The following is a 20,342-nucleotide window of genomic DNA, read 5'->3' on the forward strand; positions in this document are numbered from 1 at the left end:
CGGTTGTATCGGACGGGTGATCTGGTGCGGTGGAATCGTTCGGGGGAGTTGGAGTTTTGTGGCCGGGTCGATGATCAGGTGAAGATCCGGGGGTTCCGGGTCGAACCCGGCGAGGTCGAGGCGGTACTGGCCGCGTATCCGGCGGTGGTGCAGGCGGTGGTGGTGGCGCGCGTGGACGGGCCGGGGGAGCATCGGTTGGTCGGGTATGTCGTGCTCGATTCCGCGTCTGGTGGTGTCGATGTGGCCGCGGTGCGCCGGTTCGTGGCGCGACGGTTGCCGGGGTTCATGGTCCCGGCGGTGATCGTGGTGCTCGAGGCGATGCCGTTGACGGTGAACGGGAAAGTCGATCGGCAAGCGTTGCCGGCACCGGAGTATCGGTCCGAAGTGGAGTATCGAGCGCCGGAAACGATCCCGCAGGAGGTGCTGGCGGGATTGTTCGCGCACGTCCTGGGCCTCGACCGGGTCGGGGTCGATGACGACTTCTTCGAACTGGGCGGCCACTCACTGTCGGCGACCCGGCTGGTCAGCCGAATCCGATCGGTGATGAAGGCCGAGGTTCCCGTCCGGCAGGTATTCGACACACCAACCGTCGCCGGGCTGTCAGCCAGTATCGATGGGCGGCTGCGGCTGCGTCCACCCCTTACCGCAGCGCCGCGTCCGGCGGTGGTGCCGCTGTCGTTCGCGCAGACCCGGTTGTGGTTTCTGCATCGGCTGGAGGGGCCGTCGGCGACCTACAACATCCCGATGGTGTGGTCGCTCACCGGCGCACTGAATGTCGAGGCTTTGCGAGTCGCGGTGATGGATGTGCTTGCTCGCCACGAGTCGTTGCGGACGGTGTTTCCCGAGGTGGACGGAGTGCCGCGACAGCGGGTTCTCGATGCCGGGGCTGTCGATGTCGGGTGGCATGTGGTGGACGCGACCGGCTGGGCCACCGAGCAGCTCTCGAACGCGCTTCTGCCGCTGGCCCGATATGAGTTCGATCTAGCCGCTGAGGCCCCCGTACGGGCAAATGTATTGCGGCGCAGCGAGAACGAGCACATCCTGGTTCTGCTCGTGCACCATATCGCCGCTGACGGATGGTCCTCGGTGCCGTTTATGCGGGACTTGGCCCGCGCCTACCGGTCACGTGTCGACCACCAGGCTCCCCAGTGGGCACCGCTGCCGGTCCAGTACATCGACTACACCCTGTGGCAACTGGCGCTGTTGGGATCGGAGACGTGCCCCGACAGTGTGCTGTCGGAGCAGATCGCGTACTGGCGAACCGAGTTGGCCGGGGCGCCGCAATGCCTGAATCTGCCCACCGACCGACCGCGACCACGGGTCGTCTCCTATCGAGGGGACACGACGACCTTCGTGATCGACCCGGCGCTGCAAACCGCGATCAGGCAGCTTGCGCGCCGGGAAGAAGTGACGGTGTCGATGGTATTGCAGTCGGCGTTGGTGGCGCTGCTACATCTGCGGGGGGCCGGTGACGACATCGTGGTCGGCTCCCCCATCGCCGGTCGCACCGACGAGGCAGCCGATGACCTGGTCGGTTTCTTCGTCAACATGTGGACGCTCCGCGCTGAGGTCACATCGCGGATGCCGTTCAAAGAACTGCTGACCCAGGTCAAGCGGAAAGCATTGGCGGCCTACGACAATCAGGACGCTCCATTCGAAGTCGTGATCGAAAAACTCAACCCGATCCGCTCCACCGCCCACCACCCGCTGTTCCAGACCATCCTGGTCTTCCAGAACAACACAGCCGCCGACATCGACTTGCCCGGCGTGACGGCGACCCGGATGCCGGTGGCAACCGGGGTGGCCCGGCTGGACCTGACCTTCACCATCGAGGAAACCCTCGATCACTGCGGCTGGCCCGCGACCATCGAATATGCCGAGGACTTGTTCGACCGAGCCACCGTCGACGGTCTTGCGACACAATTCGTGCGCGTACTCGAAAGCCTGGTCGCCGATGCGAGCGGGCCGGTCGGCGACGTCGAACTACTCGATGAACTCGACAACCGTCGATTGGATGCGTTCGGCAGCGGTGGCAAGCTCACCACCGCAGGCGGTGCATCGATCCCGGAGCTGTTCTCCGCACAGGTAGCACGTACCCCGGACGCCCGTGCGGTCGTATTCGAGTCGCGCTCGTGGACGTACTCGCAGCTGGACAACGAGGCGGGCCGTTTGGCGACTCGCCTCGTAGCCGCGGGCGTCACCGCGGGGTCCCGGGTGGCGCTACTGCTGCCGCGGTCGGCGCACACGGTCATCGCGATCATGGCGGTGCTGAAACTCGGTGCGGCATACGTGCCGATTGATGTGGCGTATCCGCACCGACGAATCCGCTTCGTGCTTCACGACGCGACACCCTCGGCGGTGATCACCACCAGCGACCTGATCGGTCGCACAAAGACCCTGTTACAGGAGATCGGAGCCCCTATCCCCACAGTGGATGCGACGGATCCGGCCATCGATACCCTCCCCAGCACTCCCCATACGAAACTGCCAGCCGAGCAGGTCGCGTACGTCATATACACCTCCGGCACCACCGGTACCCCCAAAGGGGTCGCGGTCACCCACGCGAACATATGTAAACTGTTCACCGCCTTCAGCGGTCGCATGGACTTCGGGTCCGGCCAGGTATGGACGTCGACTCACTCCTATGCTTTCGACTTCTCGGTATGGGAATTCTGGGGACCGTTGCTCCACGGCGGACGGCTGGTCATAGTTCCGGATGCCGTCGTGAAGTCCCCGCACGACCTTCTCCGGTTGCTCACCGAGGAACGGGTGACCGTCCTGAGCCAGACTCCCTCCGCATTCGACGCGTTACGGTCGGCGGCCGGAGCCCTGAGCGAAACGCTCGGGACGATCGTTTTCGGGGGTGAGGCGTTGACACCGCACCGATTGCGATCGTGGCTGGCCGCGCATCCCGAGGTGCGATTGATCAATATGTACGGCACCACAGAAACAACCGTGCACGCCTCGTTCCGGGAGGTCGGCCCAACCGACACCGGCTCCTCGGCCAGCCTCATCGGCATGCCCCTGGCCGGGCTGACGTTCCAGGTACTCGACGCTCGGCTGCGTCGTGTGCCGGTCGGAGTCGCCGGTGAGCTGTACGTGGGCGGTGCGGGTGTCGCTCAGGGATATTGGGCACGCCCCGGCCTGACAGCGAGCAGATTCATCGCAGACCATTTCAGTGGCTCCGGAAGGAGACTGTATCGGACGGGCGACCTGGCCCGTTGGACCCATTCCGGTGAACTCGAGTTCTTGGGACGAAACGATGATCAAATCAAGATCCGCGGGTTCCGCATCGAACCGGCTGAACTGCGATCGGCGCTGGGCTCGCACCCGGAGGTGGCACACGCGGCGGTAACAGTCCGCGAAGACCGGCCCGGAGACCGGCGGCTCATCGGATACGTGGTCCCCGTCGACGCCGTCCGTGGAGTCGACGAGGCCGCGCTGCGTCAGCACGTGGCAAGCCATGTCCCGAAATTCATGGTGCCCGCGGCGATCGTGGTGCTCGATGCGATGCCGCTGACGTTGAACGGCAAGGTGGACCAGCAGGCACTGCCCGCGCCGAGGTATCGGTCCAGCACGGAGTACCGCGCACCCGAAACGGCAACGCAGAAGGCGGTGGCGGACTTGTACGCCGAATTGCTCGGGCTCGAACGGGTCGGTGCCGACGACGACTTCTTCGGCTTGGGCGGCCACTCGTTGTCGGTGATGCGATTGACGGCGGCCATCCGAAGATCACTCGGTGTCGAGATCGCGGTTCGGACGATATTCGAAGCGGCTACCGTAGCCGAGTTGGCCGACGCGATCGAGCGCACTTCGCAGGAAGTGATCGCGTGACGGATCGCCTGCGAATCGTGATCGCTGCCCGCGGCGCCAAGGAGTTCTCGACGCTGCACAACGTCTGCGAACAGGCTGGGCACCTGCCGGTCGCTTATGTGTACAGCCGCTCACGAAAGCCCGCGGCAGCACCGTCACCAGATGTCGTCGGAGCCGTAGGCGAGATGCTTCAGGCTGCCCCGCCAGGAATGGACTTCCTGCTTCCCGGAACCGCTTCGGGTCTAGCCGACATACTTACCGGCTATCGATCCGATCTTCTCCTGGTATGCGGCTTCAACTGGCGCATACCATCTTCGGTCCTGCGAATCCCGACGCACGGAGCTCTCAATATCCATCCTTCGATGCTGCCCAAGTACCGCGGACCGGAACCCATCCAGTGGGCGATCCGCCGCGGCGACACCGAATTCGGGATAACGCTGCACCGGATGGACGACGGCTTCGATACCGGCAACGTAATCGTACAACAAGACGGCATACCGATCGACGACGAACCGACCCCTGAGCTCCTGTGGCATCGGATGGAGCCGGTGATACGGGAACTGCTGCCGCAGGGCCTCGATCGAGTGGCGGGCGGCGACCTCGGCGAACCCCAAGACGAGACCCGAGCGTCCTATGCCGGGCCTATGGAACCAGAGTTTCTACGCATCGACTGGGGGCGCAACGCGCGCGAGATACACAACCAGGTTCGAACGTTTCGGGCGATGCGGGCCGGGTCCGGCCCGATCGCTCAGGTGGGCGATCGCTGGCTGAAAGTACTACGCACGAGGACCACACCGGGCACCGGCATGCAAGTTCACTGCGCGGACGGACCGCTGTGGATCATCGAGCATGCAGCAGTCCCACCGCCGGGCAACGACGAATGATGCCTGCCGTGCCCTCATCGACGGTCAGTGGTCCGAATCGGCCTGATCGAAGATCCTCGACGTCCGCCGGTCATGGCCGAAACGGCTTTCCAAGACGATCGAACCATCGTCTACGACGACGGTTCGTTGATCACTCCAACCGGAAAACCGGAACCTGCTGTCCCCCACCGGGGTCATCGCGAGCACGGTGCCATTTACGGTCTTCATGTAGACGTTGCGATCGGAATAGTGCAGTTCGACAGACAACTTCGGCTCCGAAGTTCCCAGAGGCGCGTCGTCGGTGAAGTTGAGAAACGATCTGGGGATAGCAAACTTGCGCGGATGCGCCCATGGCCTGCAATCCGCGCAAGCCAAGCCGAAAGAGTTGAACAGCGCACCATGATCTTCGAACGACTGACGAAATCGGGCCGGAAACAGCTGAACCAGATCAGACGTCATGAGCGCATCGATGACGAGGTGCACACGCACTTCCGCACCTCTGTTCTCAACACGATGAAGCCGACTGAAATCGCCGTACCACAGTTCCCCGGGCGCCCAGCAGTAGCGAACACCGTCAAGGACAAGAATAGCGTCCGGGTTCGTCAGCACAGGAATGTGCAGCCGACAGAAGCCCCGGCGCACATCATATTTGGGGTCACAATGCTCATCCGAGGACGCGCCGGGGCCGAGAGCCATCAGTCGCACGGAATTGAATGGCACCGGAATGGCTGAGACGACCTCCCGCATACAGGGCAGTCGACTCCACCAAATCGTGGGCGCATATCCCTTGTCCTCCGGACCGCCTGGATCCGTACGATCTGCGTCCCCACCGATGCTCCAGAGCGGGAGTACCCTCCACTCGAGCTCGGTGGGTGGGCTCGTGGTGCCCAATTCACTTTCACCGTCGAGCCCGAGGACATGGGTTCGCTGTTTCTGCCAGGAGACAACAGAGACCGAGGAAAGCTCTTCCGCCAGTCGCGCCGCGTCCATACGGCAGGCAAGTTCGGCAGCGGCAGGCATTTGAGAAGAAGCTTCAGGATATGCCGAAGGAAGAGCAGTCATCGGGTAGCCTCGCAAAAAAGTGTGGCACAGCGGTGGCCAGCCCCGAGAGGGGGCTCCCGCTCTGTCCGGTCGAAGAATGAGCGTCGTACTACTGCCCGATCAGCATAACGGATTCCCACCGCATGGACAGTGTCACTTCAGCCTTCTCGGTCACTTCAGCCTTCCCGCCGTCGCTGCGGCGGCGAGATCCTCTCGTCAGGACGCGATTTCGGCGTCGCACTGTCACTCGATCTGCGACACTGAGCGATTCGAGTCTCGCTACAGTGCCGCTGCGCCACCCACGGTCAGCACCGACACTCCCACGGACTGGGAAGCTACGACTTTGACAGCGGCGCAGAATGAACGCGAGGATGACGGAAAGGCCAGTGCGCGAACGACGGGTGGATATTTGACGCACCAATCGGCATTGGATATGCCGGCGCTTCGATCACTGATGGGCGACCGGTTAATATCCCCCGACGACAGACAATACGACGCATTCCGTCGAGTATGGAATGGAATGCACGACCGCCATCCAGTGCTGATCGCGCGATGCCGCGACACGGCGGATGTGGCGGCTGTAATCCGGTTCGCTCGTGCGGCGGGCCATTCGGTGACCGTGCGCGGTGGTGGCCACAACGTTGCCGGTAGCGCGGTAGCCGATCATGCGGTCATGATCGACCTTTCGCTGATGACCGCGGTGACCGTCGATCCGGCCTCCCGAACAGCGACCGCGGCGGGCGGCTGCCTGCTGCGGGACGTGGACGCCGCGACCATTCCTCATGGGCTTGCCTGCCCGGCCGGCGTCGTATCGCACACCGGCTTGGCCGGGCTCGCGTTGGGTGGCGGCTACGGCTGGCTGGCTCGAAAATGGGGTCTGACCTGTGACCACATCCTGCGAGCCGAGGTCGTGCTCGCCGATGGATCGATTGTGGAAGCGGATGATGTCACACATCCCGACCTGCTGTGGGCACTTCGAGGCGGCGGCGGAAACTTCGGAATCGTCACCCGGTTCACTCTCCGGCTCCGCCGAGTCGGCCCAGTGGCGTATCGATCCGGTGTCCATGCGATGGACACCGCGAGTGCAGCGCTGGAGGCATACCGAGAGTTCGCTGAGCGGCAGCCGCCGGACCTCCACACGGTCGGCGCTTTGAAGATCGCGGGCACGCAAGATTGGCTGCCCCGAGAGCTACACGGAAAGCCGGCGTTGTTCCTCACCGCTATATGGCTCGGCGATTCGGCGCGAGCCGGCGAAATGATCGCCCCACTGTTCGCGGCCTCGTCGCCCTCCGCAGTTTTGAACCAGGTCTTGACACATGCGGAACTGCAAGCACTAGGCGACTACGGGGAACCTCACGGAAACCGGTACTTCACGAAGTCGTGCTATCTTTCCGAATTAACCTCAGCATCTGTGCACGAAGCCATCGAGGCCGCGGCGGAAATCACGTCGCCCCTGTCTTGCATAGACTTCGAATTCCTGCGCGGGGCAATACTCGACGTACCCGAGCAAACGTCCGCCTTTCCGGCACGGCAGGCGCCGTACATATTCACCGCCTCAGCTCAGTGGACCGACTCCCGTACGGACGAGGAGCACGTGGACTGGGCACGCCGGAGCATGGCGCGGCTTGCCCCCTGGAGCTCCGGCGGAGCCTACGTGAACTACCTACAGGATGAGGTCGGAATCAACGTTGCCGAACATTACGGAAGAGACCGATATCGGAAACTATCCGAAGTCAAGTCGCGCTACGACCCGGACAACATATTTCATCACAACCACAACATAGCCCCTGCATAGCCATCGGTTCGCGATAGAAAGGTAGTTCGGTGACCTCAACCGGCTCGGCGGCGATTACGGTCGCTCCCCCACCCGCTCGCGACAGCAACAATCCCGACACACTCATCGAATATCTGAGATCTCCTTGGTATCATCTGATCGCCGAGCTGCACGACATCATTTTCACCGAGACTGCCCGTTATGCAGGATCACAGGGACTCAAGAACTTGTTCCTGCCCATGACCACCCGAACGGTCACCTGCCCCTCCGCGTCGGGCAGCGACTCCGAGCCGGTTGCGGTGACGGTCGGCGGCGTCGACACATACTTGCCCGACTCCATACAATTCGCACTGGAATACGGCTGCCGACTCGCACCTGATGGCTGTTACACGATCTTGCCGTCGTTTCGTACCGAACAGCCGGACGAGACGCATCTCAGCCAATACACACATAGCGAGGCGGAACTACCCGGCGATCTGGACAGCCTTATTCGATACGTCACCGGCTATGCGAAGGCACTGGCGGCCGCCATCCTCGATCGAGTGGGAGACCGTTTGATCCAGGCACGAGGCGACGTCTCCCACCTGGTCAGGATGACCGACCGCGTCGAGGGCTTCGACCAGCTCACCTTCGATGAAGCGGCCGCGGTGGTCGCCGATGTACAGGGTGCTGTGAGCGGCAGCGAAGGTTCCCGAACCCTTACCCGCATCGGTGAGCGTCTACTGATGGAACGTGTATCCGAGTTCGTCTGGGTTCATCACTTCGACAGTTCGACGGTGCCCTTCTACCACGCCTTCGGTGATGAGAACGGCTCGACGGCCAAGTGCGCTGATCTCTATTTCGGAATGGGCGAAGTGTTCGGGTCGGGCGAACGGCATACCGAAGCTGAGGAGTTGCGCAAGTCCATGGCGCTACACAGCGTCAACGAAGCCGACTACGCATGGTACCTCCGCATGAAAGCGGAACTTCCGATGTTGACATCGGGATTCGGCATGGGGGTCGACCGGTTCCTCATGTGGGTGCTCAACCATCACGACATCCGCGATATGCCGTTGATCTCTCGCATCGATGAGCCGCAGTCCTGGCCATCGGCCATTGTCCGACCCTAGCCGCGTGCGAACACCGTTTCTGAACATCGGCTCATGTTGAATACGGAGAGTGCGTGGGTATCGTCAATGAATTGCAGGCCGAATGGGATCGGGCACTGCTGGGAACGCCTCGGGATCAGGAACGCAGCACACGCCAAGCGGCGGAATTGGACCTCGCGCTGGCATCCGGTGAGTATCGCTCACCTACGGGCCCTGTACCGTTGAGGCCGGTTCTCCTACCTTCGGCGAAGGTACATGAATTGACGAGCATGTCTCGTAGATTGCTCCGCCTGATCGAGTCTATTTGCACCGAGCGAGCGAAAACACCGACGGAGTTGGCCGAATTGCTCGGCTACCGACGCCCTCCAGCGTCGATGTTGACAGACGATCCGAAATGGAACGCGACCGCGCTGGATATGGCCCGGCCGGACATCATCATCAGCGGTGGCATCCCCCGCTTCGTCGAATACAACATCACGAGCGGCATCGCCGGACCGGAACAAATGACCAGACAGAACCGGTTCTTCATGAACAAACTCAAGGCTATGCGCCGCGACATTGCCGCAAAATTCGTTGTGCCCGATACATTCACGGCTCGCCGCGAAGTCGTCATGAAAGCCGCACGAGCGTACGACATATCGAATCCCCGGGTGTGCTTGCTCGGCTGGAGCGACGAAGGACTCGGTTCCAGGGACTATTTCTCGGAAACAATCGACGATTTCAACGGTCATGGCATATCCTGCGGTTTCGCCATTCCCGACCAGCTGGACTCCTCCCCTACCGCGCTTACGCATCGGGGTCAGCGGATAGATATCGCTTATCGCACTTTCGCGTACACACACGAAGGCGCGAAGCAAGTGAAATGGGACATCGGTCCGCTGCGCCACGCCATGGAGGCCGGTACTGCGGTCACCCTGGCACCAGAGTTGGCGGATCTGTACTCCAGTAAGAAGATCTTGGCATGGCTGAGCGAATCTGCGGACTCGCTGCCCACAGCAGACCGCGTGTTCGTAGAGACGCATATTCCATGGACTCGAGTGGTCGCGGACCTGAACGTATCCTGGCGCGGCCGCTCTCTCGATCTACTTTCTCTGCTCACCAGCGAGCAAGACAGGTTCATACTGAAACCGCATGATCAACTCGGCGGACGAGGGGTAGTCGTAGGGCAAGCGACTACTGCCGCCGAATGGCACGATGCGGTGACCTCGGCGGCAACCCACGGAGGGTATGTCGTGCAGGAGTTCTGGTCACCCGACCCTATCGAGATACCAGTACACAGGCCATCCACCGGGAGCACAGAGCTGGTGCGCGCGGCGTCTGTCGTCAGTCCGATCCTGTTCGGCGGGAATCTTGGGGGTTTACTCGTGCGACATACCGATTCACCGGCGACCTCGATCGTGAATATCGCTACCGGAGTGGACAATACAGCTTGGTATGCCTAGCGTTCACGACGTGTAGTGCGCTCCGAACCGCGACATTCGCAGGGCTGGTCGAATCTCTCGTCGCTGCCCGAACGAAGCTTCCGTACCGATGCGGGGCTACGCCGCCGAAGATTCGGTCGACGGCAGGACCACGAAGGGTCTCGCGTTCAGTCAGGTACGTCTCGGTGAAGCGAAACCCCGAGAAGGTCGAGGAACTCGTTGAGGTGGTCGATCAGGTGGTCTTCGCCTACGAAGAACGACCCGCCGGTGGGGTTGTCTTCGGGAACGAAGCTTGAACACGACCGCCCCCGAGGCCTGGGTGCGCGGGCGGAACGAACTTCGGTGAACACTTCGACGAGCCGGATTCGTCCGGTGGCGCGAGGATGCGATTCGTTGTGCGCTCAGCTTTCGCTCGGCTGGTTCGGCAGTGGAAGCGCCACTGCCGAACTCGGCGCCGGTTGCACGCGGCCTATTCGGCTGAGCCGGCTTCACGGCTGCTCATCGAACGGCCGTGCCGCCTCCGCCTGACAGGCTGCTGATCGCGCAGACCAGCGCCACGAACGGGTCGGTGATACCACCACAGCTCCCTGCGACCGACACGGCCGGTGTGGGCGCCTGCGGTTCGAGCGGCAACGGCGCCGCGGCGGCCGCCCCAGCACCGGTCAGGGTTGCGGCACCGATCACGGCGGCGGCAAATCCACGTACTGCGAACATTCCAACTCCTCGTGTATCGGGTAGACGGCCGAACCTGATCGGCAAGCCCTCACCACGCATGACCCGAATTGTGTTGCCCTCGAATCGGGGGTCCCTATGGTTTTGGTCGAGCTGTATCGGTCGTCGTTGGTCGCGCCGTCGTGGCGTTCGGTCGCCCCGAGCCGCATCCCAGACGGTCAGGTCGTCGTAATCGCACGGAACCTCGGTCGGCCCGCGCTACCCCGACGGGCCCTAGTTCAAATCTGTTCTATACATCGATCGGGAATACTGATAATCACTATTGTTCAGATCGATAAGTATTCGAGCTCTGGGTCGTCGTGAATCAGCTTGCTGAGGGTGCCCGGATAGCCGCGCTCTCTTCGAAGAGTGTCCGCGGCTATGCGCAGGGCATTTGCTTCGGCACCGACAACTGCCCTGGGGGCTGATTTTTGTGGGACCTGCAGTGCTGGTAGGTCCTCCGCGGGAGGAGAGGAGGTGTGTAGTGCAGTTCCGGGCATGCTGTCCGGCGACCATCACTCGGCAGGTCGTGAAACCCCGAGGTTGTGCCGCTCGTTGGCGGCATCTTCGATACTGCACTCGAGAGACATTCTCGGGGCCGAACGCGCTATGGGACGGATCAGCCTGCTGAGCTGATTCGACCAGGACCCAGGTCGCCGGCGGGGCGATCCGTACCGTGCGCGCAAGTGCGTGGCATACATTCGTCCGGCTGCCATGTGAGACCGCCGACCATTACTTGGACGAGCCGGATCAGGAGTCCGTAAGTCCACTCCGCGTGTGTCCCATTGATCTCGGAAAGGTGCCACATTGGCTATCGAGATACCGAGCGAGGTCGCATTCTTCCTCAATCTGATCGGTATTCCCTATCCGGATGTCAATGAGGACGATGTTCGCGCGCTCGGCCGCCATGTGCTCGACTTCGCAGAAAGTGTGCGGTCCACACATGAGTCGGCAACCGGAGTTATCACTGATATGGGTTCAGTCTATTCCGGTGATTCCTACGAGGCGCTGGTCGCGTCGTGGGGCCGGATGAGCGCCTCGCATATGGCCGACCTCGATGCGGCGTGCAAGGTGGTGGCCGGTGCGCTGGACATCGCGGCCGATGTGATCACGGCGGTGAAGGTCGTGGTGCTGGCTGAATTAGCCGCGCTCGCGGCGAGTTACGCGTTCGTTTTGGCCACCCCGGGCGCAGCGGCGTTCAGCATCGCGATTCGGGATGTCGCTCGCAGGCTGTGCAACGGCCTGGAAGAGATGTTGATTGCCTACCTCGCCGCGGAAGTGATCGACAAGGCTATCGAGCCTCTGGAAGACACCATCGACCGATTGCTCAAGAGAACGGTACGCGACGTTCTGGATGTGCCTGCACCACCGAGCAGTTCAGCTGTCCAGCCGTTGTACATCGAACCCGACGAGGTGTCGCGCTTCGCCGACATCCTCGACAAGCACGCCGACGACATCCTGCGACATGCGACAGACTTCGCCGGTAAGGTGGCGACGTTGGATTTCACCGTAGCCGGCGGCCCACCGGACAATGCTGACGATCTCACCCTCTCCCCGCAGCGGGATACCGTGACGGCGCCTGCGGGACCGTATCAGCCTGGTGCCGGTCCCGACATGCATTCGTTCCCCAGGTCGGCGGATTCACCGCGAGCGACGAACGACCCTCCACCAGTAGCTGTTTCGGGGTCAGGCGCGGATCGAGATCGACCGGTAGCGGCCGGATCGGCCGACCGACCGCCGTCTATCAGCGGGGAAATGGGATCAGCGGCTACATCGGCAGGGGGCGCCCACGAACGGGGCCAAGCGATCGCCCAGGATGTCCCCGCAGCGGCACAGCCGAGCGTGACCACCGCGGGCGAAGTCGGCGCGAACCGCACTGACACAATCGACAACTCCGCCCGGAACGGGAACGGGCGAATGCCCGAGGCAGCCGAGGCGTCGGTTGCGGATTCCGGTCCACGTATCCAGCCCGCAGAAGCGGACCGCGAGCACGCGGCAACGCCCACCCCTGCCCCGTCGGATAGTCGGCAGCACAGTGGCCATCCTGCGCCACCCGACATGCAAGGCGGGCCGCATCCGTCGTCACCATTCAGGGCCGACAACAACGTCGCAGCGTCGAGCACCCCGTGGATGCGTGCTCCCGCTCAGGCGCCGATGCAGCCCGCAGCTCCCTCGGGTACACCAGCACGGAAAGCGGCACCCACAACTGTTGCCGGTCCGGCCACCAGAGGCAAGGCCGGCGAAACACCGTGGTCGAAGAAGGCGAGCAAGACCGGAGCAGGCAAACGAGATGCGATGAAGAAAGTGGTCGCACCGACGCTGGGACCGCCCCCGGTACGGCGTCCCGACAAGGCGACCGCAAAGAATGAGGAAAAGGGCGTGGACACCGTCGGTGAGACCGGGATCGCGCTTTCCGATTCGGTTCTCCCCGCAGGCAAGAACATCGTTACTCCACCCACCCGGAATCCATAGCGGCCGATCAACACGTCTGCCGCCGCCCAACGCTCGTCGCTCGCGCCCTGCCTGCTCAGGGAGTGACCGCGCTCGCAGGAAAACGGTTACTCTTCCCTCGGCGACCGCGGCGCGTGGGGTCCTGTTCGGGGCGCCCTCACCCGCGCCTCCGGTAAGAAGATCATCACGCCACTCGATCGCACACATCACATGCCCGGTAGTACGGGTGGTGTCACTTCGGTATGAGGCGTGGTCGTGCCGAACAGTTCGCCGATGTCGATGATGGCGTGTTCGACATTGGTGTGCATGCGCCGCAACAGCTCGGTCGGACTCCTCGCCTGGGAAGACCGCGTCGCTACCAACCCCAGCCTCGAGTACACCCCCCGCACTCTCCGACAGCCGCGCGAAGCGCCATCCGTCTCGGCGCGCAGCCCGAATCGACGGCCTCGTCAGACTATCCGAGTGCTATCCGTGCCCGGAGACCTCTTCGGCAGCAGGGTGCCATGCGGCTACCTGGTTCAGCACCGAGTGGGAAACTCGTACCTCTCGATACTCCTAGGAGCGCTTCCCTGCTCAGATGAACGCGCTGGCCTTCTGAATTCGTTTTGGAAGTGCATCAGGTACGCGGACGGTGTGATTCCGAAAAATTCGCGGAAATCGCGGGTAAGGTGAGATTGATCCGCGTAACCACAATCAGCGGCGATCTCGTGAAGCGGAGAGAGCGGATTTTCACGGAGTAGATGACGAGCTCGATCGAAGCGAATGATGCGCGCAGCCGTTTTAGGTGACAGACCTACTTGTTGAGCGAATCGCGTGATCAGATGTTTGTGACTCCAGCCCACTTCTTTGGCAATCCGTCCGATCGGCATCGCCCCTCCGCTGTCCACCAGCATTGCCCATGCTCTGCCCACCCCCGGTAAGAATTCCGGACCGTGCTCCGCGCGGTCGAGCAGGAATTTGTCGAGGATGTCGAAGCGTGCGGCCCAGGTCTGCTCTCCGCGAATTCTGTCCGCCAATTCTCGGCCTCGTGATCCGACGAGATCATAAAGGTCGACTATACATTCCCTCGATGCGGCGCCGACGTCAGGGCCTAGCAGCGAATAAGCACCCGAAGGGTTCAGCCACAGTTCCAGATAGGACGAAGCGCAGAAAAGGTCGAGTAGAAGAGGTGCGGCCTTCGGGCCCCTCAAAAAACTACATGGGCGGCAGTCTGTCTCATCCAACCTGATCACGATCTGCACTGCTGTGGTGGCGGGCAGGAGGATGGGGAACTTGTGAGATTTTCCGCTTCCGGAGTGACCTGCGTACTTACGGCTGATCATCGTGGTCAACCGGGGATGCGGCGTACTTACGGCCTGAGGAATGCGGAACTCCTCCGGTTCGCCCCGATGCAGGGCCTTCGTTTTCGAAGTCACCAGACACATGTCACGCCGGCCTCGGCGCGTACGCGAGCCACATCGAGGCCGGGCTCGCGGCAGAGCCGGAACGAATGACATCGCCGCACGTCTGGATGATCACCATGTCCGATCCGACAGTCCCTGTAATGCGGACCGACGGCAAGATATTCACCTGATTCGCGCACTTTCGCCGAACGCGGCCGACATTGACACTTCTCCGAATCGGACTCAATAACCCATTCCTGCGTAACCGGTATTGCCACAATTGAGAACAGCGGATCAATCGACATGACCTCGCTCATGAATGCTCACAGCTACCCGCCGGTAGCGCTAGGATTATTTTCACCAGTTCGAGAGAGTAGAACAAATTTAACCATACTGGATGATATGGTTCGAGCTGGACCAGCTCGGCTGACCGACACGCTTTCGCGTCGATGTAGCCGCGGGGTGCCGAATTTCGAACTACAACTCGATCGCGAGTGCGTTCTTCGTCTTCAGCGCTCTGCCGAAAGTAGAAAAAGATTCGAATCGTGTGGCGTACGTCACTACCCCAATCGGCGGCCCACGATCCACTCGTACATCTGTCGCTTGACGCATACATCTCAGCTCCTGTGCGATGGGAGGTCTCGGCCCCAGTACCTCCGGCCTTACGCGATTCACAATCGTCGTATAGGTAGCCCGTCGTCATAGGGAGTCGATATCCGTCTACCTAGAAGCAGCGCCGACTTGTCCACCCACTGCCCTGACGGCGTGCGCCCGCGAAGTCTCCTGGCTACTCCGGGCCGAATCCGCCGTCCGCGGTGCACACTGCACGCTCTCGCCCGAGAGGAGGGGCGGATCACTCGAGCGACAATGCCGCAACCCGCCCGAAGGCTGTGCGGTTGGTTGCAGACCATCGCGACGACTACGCCGGTGGAGGGCGGCGATCAGGGCGGTTTCGTCGCCGATTCGGGAATGACGCAGGAACACTGCGCAGGTGGATCCGGCAATCGGCCGTCGAGGGGTAGAACTGAGGAACTTCGGCCGAGGCAGAGCGGATCATCCGGTAAAACGCAAGATCGCCGACCTCAGCGGATGATCGAGAACTTCTCGGCGGCAACAGTTTTCGTTAAAGTCCTGCCGCGGTCGATGCCCGCCAGGCTCGTCGCCGGTAGCCGGCCCGATAGTTTGTGGTCGCATCTTTCGGCGCTGATCGCAGCGGTGGGTGCGCGGGCAGCGGCAAGGTGTGTGGCGCGAGTCCCAGGCATCACGTGGCGACAGGGACGATTCGGGCGTTTCATGCGCCGTGCTGAGTGTACCGTTGTGCGACGGTACATTGACTAGCGGAATCACTGCCAAAACTGTGGAGAGGCTCTTTATGGCGACGACTCGGCTCGGCGTAGCGGGCCCTGCGGATGCGCTGCAAGCGGAGGACGTCGGCTACCACAAGACGTTGCGTCCCCGTCAGCTGCAGATGATCGCCATCGGTGGTGCCATCGGTACCGGTCTGTTCCTCGGGTCGGCCGGTCGGCTGCACACGGCCGGGCCCGGATTGTTCCTGGTGTACGCGGTCTGCGGGGTATTCGTATTCTTCATCCTGCGGGCACTCGGCGAACTCGTGCTCCATCGTCCTTCCTCAGGGTCGTTCGTCTCCTACGCCCGCGAGTTCTATGGCGAGAAGCTTGCCTTCGGCGTCGGCTGGATGTACTTCTTCCACTGGTGCATGAGCGGGATCGTCGACATCACTGCCATCGCGACCTACGTGCACTATTGGGGTGTATTCGAGGTCATCCCGCAATGGTCGATCGCGCTGGTGGCGCTGGCGCTCGTGGTGAGCATCAATCTGGTTTCGGTGCGCTGGTTCGGTGAGCTGGAGTTCTGGGCGGCGATGATCAAGGTCGCGGCGTTGGCGATGTTCCTGATCATCGGCACGATTTTCCTCGCGAGCCGCTCATCCCTCCAGGGCCGGCCGACAGGTTTCGCAGTCATCGCCGATCACGGTGGGTTGTTCCCCACCGGACTGTTGCCGCTGGTGACAGTCACCACGGGCGTCGTGTTCGCGTACTCCGCAGTCGAATTGGTCGGCACGGCCGCAGGGGAAGCGGAGAACCCGGCCAAAATCATGCCGCGCGCGATCAACTCGGTCATCGCACGGATCGCCGTGTTCTATGTCGGCTCCCTCGTACTGCTGGGGCTCTTGCTGCCCTACACCGCCTTTGTGCCCGGAACGAGTCCGTTCGTCACCTTCTTCTCCAAGCTGGGTGTCCAAGGCGCGGATTCGATCATGAATCTGGTGGTGCTCACCGCGGCGTTCTCCAGTCTGAACGCCGGCCTCTATTCCACCGGGCGCATCCTGCGGTCGATGTCGGTGAACGGCAGTGCGCCGTCGGCGGCCTCGCGTATGTCCCGCGGCGGCGTGCCCTACGTCGGCATTCTCGCGACCGGAGCGATCGCGCTGATCGGTGTCGGGCTCAACGCGGCGGTGCCGGAGAAGGCCTACGAGATCGTGCTGAACATGTCGGCCCTCGGTACGCTGTCGTCTTGGGCGGCCATCGTGCTCTGCCAGTTGCGCCTGTGGTATTGGTGGCGGCAGGGGCGGGTCGAGCGCCCATCGTTCCGGTTGGTGGGTGCGCCGTACACGAGCATCGCGACGCTGCTGTTCCTCGTCACAGTAGTCGCGTTGATGGCCTTCAGTGAAGACGAGGTGCAGCGCGGAGCGGTGATCGCCGCCGGGCTGATCATGATTCCGGCGCTGATCTGCGGGTGGTTTCTGACCCGTGGGCGGGTGCTGCGCATCGCTCGGGAACGCGAGGGCGTCACCGGGCAGTTCCCGGTCCACGCCGAGCGGTCGTCGTACGTCTCCGCGGACAGTGACGCCGACCTCGTTCACGACGAATCCGAGAAGGAGTAATCCGGCATTGACCATAGATATCGTCGCCGAACTCGCCGAAATCGTCGGCCCAGCGCATGTTCTCACCGACCCCGACATGACGGCCCGCTACGTCACCGACTGGACGGGTCGCTGGAACGGCACGACCACGGCAGTGGTTCGACCTGCTGATACCGAGCAAGTTTCCCACGTGATACGGGTGTGCCGACGCGCAGGCATCGGAGTCGTCCCGCAGGGCGGCAACACCGGACTCGTAGGTGGTTCGATTCCGCTGCACGGGGAGATCGTCCTGAGCCTCGCTCGCCTGGACTCCATCACCGCGGTGGACCCCATCGGTCACACCATCGCCGCCGGTGCCGGGGTCACCGTCGCCCGGGCGCAAGCGGCCGCGCGCGAGGCGGGGCTCATCTTCGGCGTCGACCTCGCCTCGCGCGACTCGGCGACCCTGGGCGGGATCGTCGCGACGAACGCGGGCGGTGTGCGCGTGATCAAGTACGGCGATACCCGCGCCCAACTGCTCGGAATCGAAGCGGTGATCTCCGACGGCAGCGTGCTCACCCGGTGGAAGACCTTCACCAAGGACAACGTGGGCTATCACTTGCCGAGCCTGCTGGCGGGCTCGGAGGGAACGCTCGCGGTCGTCACCCGCGTGCTGATGAAATTGCGCGTGCCGCCACCCCATATCCAACTCGCGATGGCCGGAGTGCCGACCATCGGATCGGCGCTCGAGTTGCTGGATGCCCTGCGCCGCTCCGGCCTGACCGTCGAAGCCGCCGAGCTGATGACCGATGCCGGTATACGTCTGGTCCGCCGTCACCGCAACCTCCGCCCGCCCCTGGTAACCGATACGCCGTTTCTCTTGCTGGCCGAGGTGTCCGGACCGGCGGATGCCGAAACGATGATGCTCGAGACCTTCGAAGGTGCCGGTGATCTCATCATCGATGCCACCATCGAGCACGGGTCGCGCCTGTGGGGCTATCGGGAAGGCCACACGGAATCGATCAACGCTTCCTCGACGACACCGCCGGTCAAACTGGACATCACCACACCGCTCGCCGAGCTGGAATCCTTCGTCGCCGACCTCACCCGCGTCATCGCCTCGGAGTTCCCCGACGTGCGATTGATCTTCTTCGGCCACGTCGCCGATGGCAACGTGCACGTCAATCTCCTGGATGTCGATCCCGAGCGGACCCGGGAGATTACCGGCGTCGTCTTCGAACTGGTCGCCGCCCACGACGGAAGCATCAGCGCCGAGCACGGCATCGGCAGATCCAAAGCGGCATGGATGCACCTGGCCCGCTCCACCGTGGACGTCGAAGTGATGAAGGCCATCCGGCACAGTATCGACCCATCATTGATCCTCAATCCGCACATCCTGCCGGCAGCGCGACCGGCCGGCGCCAGTCGTGTAGCGGGCGATGCCACGCCCCGCTGACAACAGGGCTTGCTCGGTCAGCGTCGTCGATTGGGGGGCGGGTCCGGGAACATGGAGAGGTTCTCGTAGTCGATGGGTTTGTAGTCGATCGAGTCGTCGAGGGGCTCGCTGTGTTCCCAGCGTGTGATCTCTGCATTCCAGCTGGCGTATCTGGGGTCTTCAGGCCCTATGGCGACCGAGCCGTCGATCCTGGCGCCGTCGGGTTCTCGAGTGGAGTAGCGCAGCAGGATGCGTCCGTCGTCGAGGCGGCGGGCCAGAGGATGTCTGTCGCTCATGTCGAGATCCCTATCCGTGCTTCGAAGGCCTGGTAATAGTCCGTGAGGTGACGGCCTGCGGCGACCGAGTCGAAGAATCCTGGTTGCTCGGTGCTGTCGTGGAACCAGCCGAAACCGTGTGCGAACAGCTCCTCCTCCCCGACTCCCCCGGGTTGTGCGAAATAAGCGGCGGCCTCTGAGCTTTCGTGAGGTATGCGAGGAAGGACGTTGGCGTAGACCTCCGCGAACGCCGGCCCTTGGCTCGGCATGCCGAAGGCATGGTCCACTGCGTGACCGAACTCGTGCAGCGCGATATCACTCTCGTAGGGCTGGGCCGCGAGTAATGCCCGATGATCTACGTCGTACGCCCCACCCACATCGTTCCAGGTCGTGCCTTGCGGCCAACCTTCTGGCGTTCCACCACGCGTTGCCACGGACCATTCTGGATGCCCGAGCGTCAACAAGCTGCCATCACCCACCCAAATTCCACCGTGCGGTCTTTCTCTCATGTGGGCCGCAACAGTACGGTGCAACTTCTCCGGCACAGCTGTCAACGACCGCGCGTACGCCTGGGCCAGGACGGAACCGTTCGTGTGATAACGATCCCCGTATATGTCTCTCAAGAACTCGTCTGCCGGATTCGTCCGCTTCACCCTCTTGGGGAGCATCGGGGCGGGCGGTGTCGGGCCAGGATGTGGCCCTCGATCGCCGGAAAACGCGGCCGCGATTTCCTTGGCATTCGACTCGTCGCCAGCACGTAGCGTCGAAGCTGTGGCCTGAAGACCTTCCGCAGCACGGCCCGGTAGAGCGGCCCGCACTTGCGCAACCCTCTTCGCGAGGGGGATCAACTCGTCGCGGAGATTCGCCCACGCCTTATCAACCGGTTTCCCCATCACCGCACGACCGATCAAACGATTTACCAACCATCTGGATAAAAACATGCCTACCGGTCGGTCTACTTCCCACTCTTGGGAAGGGCACTTCACCAGGTCGCCTGGGATACGCACAGGAAACCGGGCTTCCCATCGGTTCTGCGCGGTCCGGGTGAGGCTGGTGACATACCCCGGATAAGCGTTTTCCGCCAGCCTTGCGGCTCCCTCATTACGCTCGTGGCGGACGTCGCCGATCCACCACTGGGAGGAATCACAATCTCGCCACGGTTTACTAGGCGTGTGGATAATGTTGTTGGCACGCTCGCGGCTCGGGCTGGTTTGGGACGGCACTC

Annotated in this window: 13 protein-coding genes; 8 read left to right on the top strand and 5 right to left on the bottom strand. The window is 62.6% G+C overall.

Features of this window, described 5'->3' with window-relative positions:
* Both GVY39_RS28175 and GVY39_RS28180 read left to right on the top strand, forming a co-directional pair.
* On the top strand, positions 1 to 3,834 hold a 3,834-nt coding region (locus GVY39_RS28175), incomplete at its 5' end, for a non-ribosomal peptide synthetase (protein WP_159929941.1).
* Between the two features lie 17 nt (positions 3,835 to 3,851).
* Positions 3,852 to 4,697: a methionyl-tRNA formyltransferase gene (locus GVY39_RS28180; protein ID WP_201295382.1), complete on the top strand. Its 846-nt coding sequence runs from the start codon at positions 3,852 to 3,854 to the stop codon at positions 4,695 to 4,697.
* 24 nt (positions 4,698 to 4,721) lie between these two features.
* On the opposite strand, the gene GVY39_RS28185 is transcribed toward GVY39_RS28180, so the two are convergent.
* Positions 4,722 to 5,738: an aspartyl/asparaginyl beta-hydroxylase domain-containing protein gene (locus GVY39_RS28185; RefSeq protein ID WP_159929939.1), complete on the bottom strand. Its 1,017-nt coding sequence runs from the start codon at positions 5,736 to 5,738 to the stop codon at positions 4,722 to 4,724.
* A 322-nt stretch (positions 5,739 to 6,060) separates the two neighbouring features.
* On the opposite strand from GVY39_RS28185, the gene GVY39_RS28190 reads away from it, so the two are divergent.
* Genes GVY39_RS28190 through GVY39_RS28200 form a run of 3 tightly spaced genes read left to right on the top strand, consistent with a single transcriptional unit; the run spans position 6,061 to position 10,021 of the window.
* Entirely contained in the window at positions 6,061 to 7,512 is a 1,452-nt protein-coding gene (locus GVY39_RS28190) for an FAD-binding oxidoreductase (RefSeq protein WP_201295381.1), read from the top strand.
* 29 nt (positions 7,513 to 7,541) lie between these two features.
* Positions 7,542 to 8,600, top strand: a complete 1,059-nt coding sequence (locus GVY39_RS28195) for an amino acid--tRNA ligase-related protein (RefSeq protein ID WP_159929937.1) — start codon at positions 7,542 to 7,544, stop codon at positions 8,598 to 8,600.
* A gap of 53 nt (positions 8,601 to 8,653) precedes the next feature.
* Complete coding sequence (locus tag GVY39_RS28200; protein WP_159929935.1) at positions 8,654 to 10,021, top strand: hypothetical protein; 1,368 nt, start codon at positions 8,654 to 8,656, stop codon at positions 10,019 to 10,021.
* A 477-nt stretch (positions 10,022 to 10,498) separates the two neighbouring features.
* Here GVY39_RS28200 and GVY39_RS28205 read toward each other — a convergent pair whose 3' ends face one another.
* Positions 10,499 to 10,714 carry a hypothetical protein gene (locus GVY39_RS28205; protein ID WP_159929933.1) on the bottom strand — a complete coding sequence of 72 codons (216 nt, stop codon included), beginning with the start codon at positions 10,712 to 10,714 and terminating at the stop codon, positions 10,499 to 10,501.
* Positions 10,715 to 11,518: 804 nt separating this feature from the next.
* On the opposite strand from GVY39_RS28205, the gene GVY39_RS28210 reads away from it, so the two are divergent.
* Positions 11,519 to 13,183, top strand: coding sequence for a hypothetical protein (locus GVY39_RS28210; protein WP_159929931.1), 1,665 nt, complete (start codon positions 11,519 to 11,521; stop codon positions 13,181 to 13,183).
* Positions 13,184 to 13,680: 497 nt separating this feature from the next.
* Here GVY39_RS28210 and GVY39_RS28215 read toward each other — a convergent pair whose 3' ends face one another.
* Positions 13,681 to 14,577, bottom strand: a complete 897-nt coding sequence (locus tag GVY39_RS28215) for a helix-turn-helix domain-containing protein (RefSeq protein ID WP_159929929.1) — start codon at positions 14,575 to 14,577, stop codon at positions 13,681 to 13,683.
* A 1,339-nt stretch (positions 14,578 to 15,916) separates the two neighbouring features.
* Between GVY39_RS28215 and GVY39_RS28220 the strand changes: the two genes are divergently transcribed.
* Both GVY39_RS28220 and GVY39_RS28225 read left to right on the top strand, forming a co-directional pair.
* Entirely contained in the window at positions 15,917 to 17,449 is a 1,533-nt protein-coding gene (locus tag GVY39_RS28220; protein WP_159929927.1) for an amino acid permease, read from the top strand.
* A gap of 76 nt (positions 17,450 to 17,525) precedes the next feature.
* The gene (locus GVY39_RS28225; protein WP_159929953.1) at positions 17,526 to 18,863 is read left to right on the top strand and encodes an FAD-binding oxidoreductase; all 1,338 of its coding nucleotides are present in this window, start codon (positions 17,526 to 17,528) and stop codon (positions 18,861 to 18,863) included.
* 17 nt (positions 18,864 to 18,880) lie between these two features.
* On the opposite strand, the gene GVY39_RS28230 is transcribed toward GVY39_RS28225, so the two are convergent.
* Complete coding sequence (locus GVY39_RS28230) at positions 18,881 to 19,138, bottom strand: hypothetical protein (RefSeq protein ID WP_159929925.1); 258 nt, start codon at positions 19,136 to 19,138, stop codon at positions 18,881 to 18,883.
* On the bottom strand, positions 19,135 to 19,596 hold the full coding sequence (locus GVY39_RS28235) for a hypothetical protein (RefSeq protein WP_159929923.1): 462 nt from the start codon (positions 19,594 to 19,596) through the stop codon (positions 19,135 to 19,137). Before GVY39_RS28235 ends, GVY39_RS28230 begins: the two co-directional genes overlap by 4 nt.
* Positions 19,597 to 20,342 lie beyond the last annotated feature (746 nt).

Source organism: Nocardia sp. CY15 (genome assembly GCF_009829295.1).
GTDB lineage: Bacteria > Actinomycetota > Actinomycetes > Mycobacteriales > Mycobacteriaceae > Nocardia > Nocardia sputi.

What these genes read in the sequence shown, in the direction of transcription:
- GVY39_RS28185 (WP_159929939.1), bottom strand. Translation starts at nt 5,738, where the DNA reads ATGACTGCTCTTCCTTCGGCATATCCTGAAGCTTCTTCTCAAATGCCT.
- GVY39_RS28205 (WP_159929933.1), bottom strand. Translation starts at nt 10,714, where the DNA reads ATGTTCGCAGTACGTGGATTTGCCGCCGCCGTGATCGGTGCCGCAACC.
- GVY39_RS28220 (WP_159929927.1), top strand. Translation starts at nt 15,917, where the DNA reads ATGGCGACGACTCGGCTCGGCGTAGCGGGCCCTGCGGATGCGCTGCAA.
- GVY39_RS28225 (WP_159929953.1), top strand. Translation starts at nt 17,526, where the DNA reads ATGACGGCCCGCTACGTCACCGACTGGACGGGTCGCTGGAACGGCACG.
- GVY39_RS28230 (WP_159929925.1), bottom strand. Translation starts at nt 19,138, where the DNA reads ATGAGCGACAGACATCCTCTGGCCCGCCGCCTCGACGACGGACGCATC.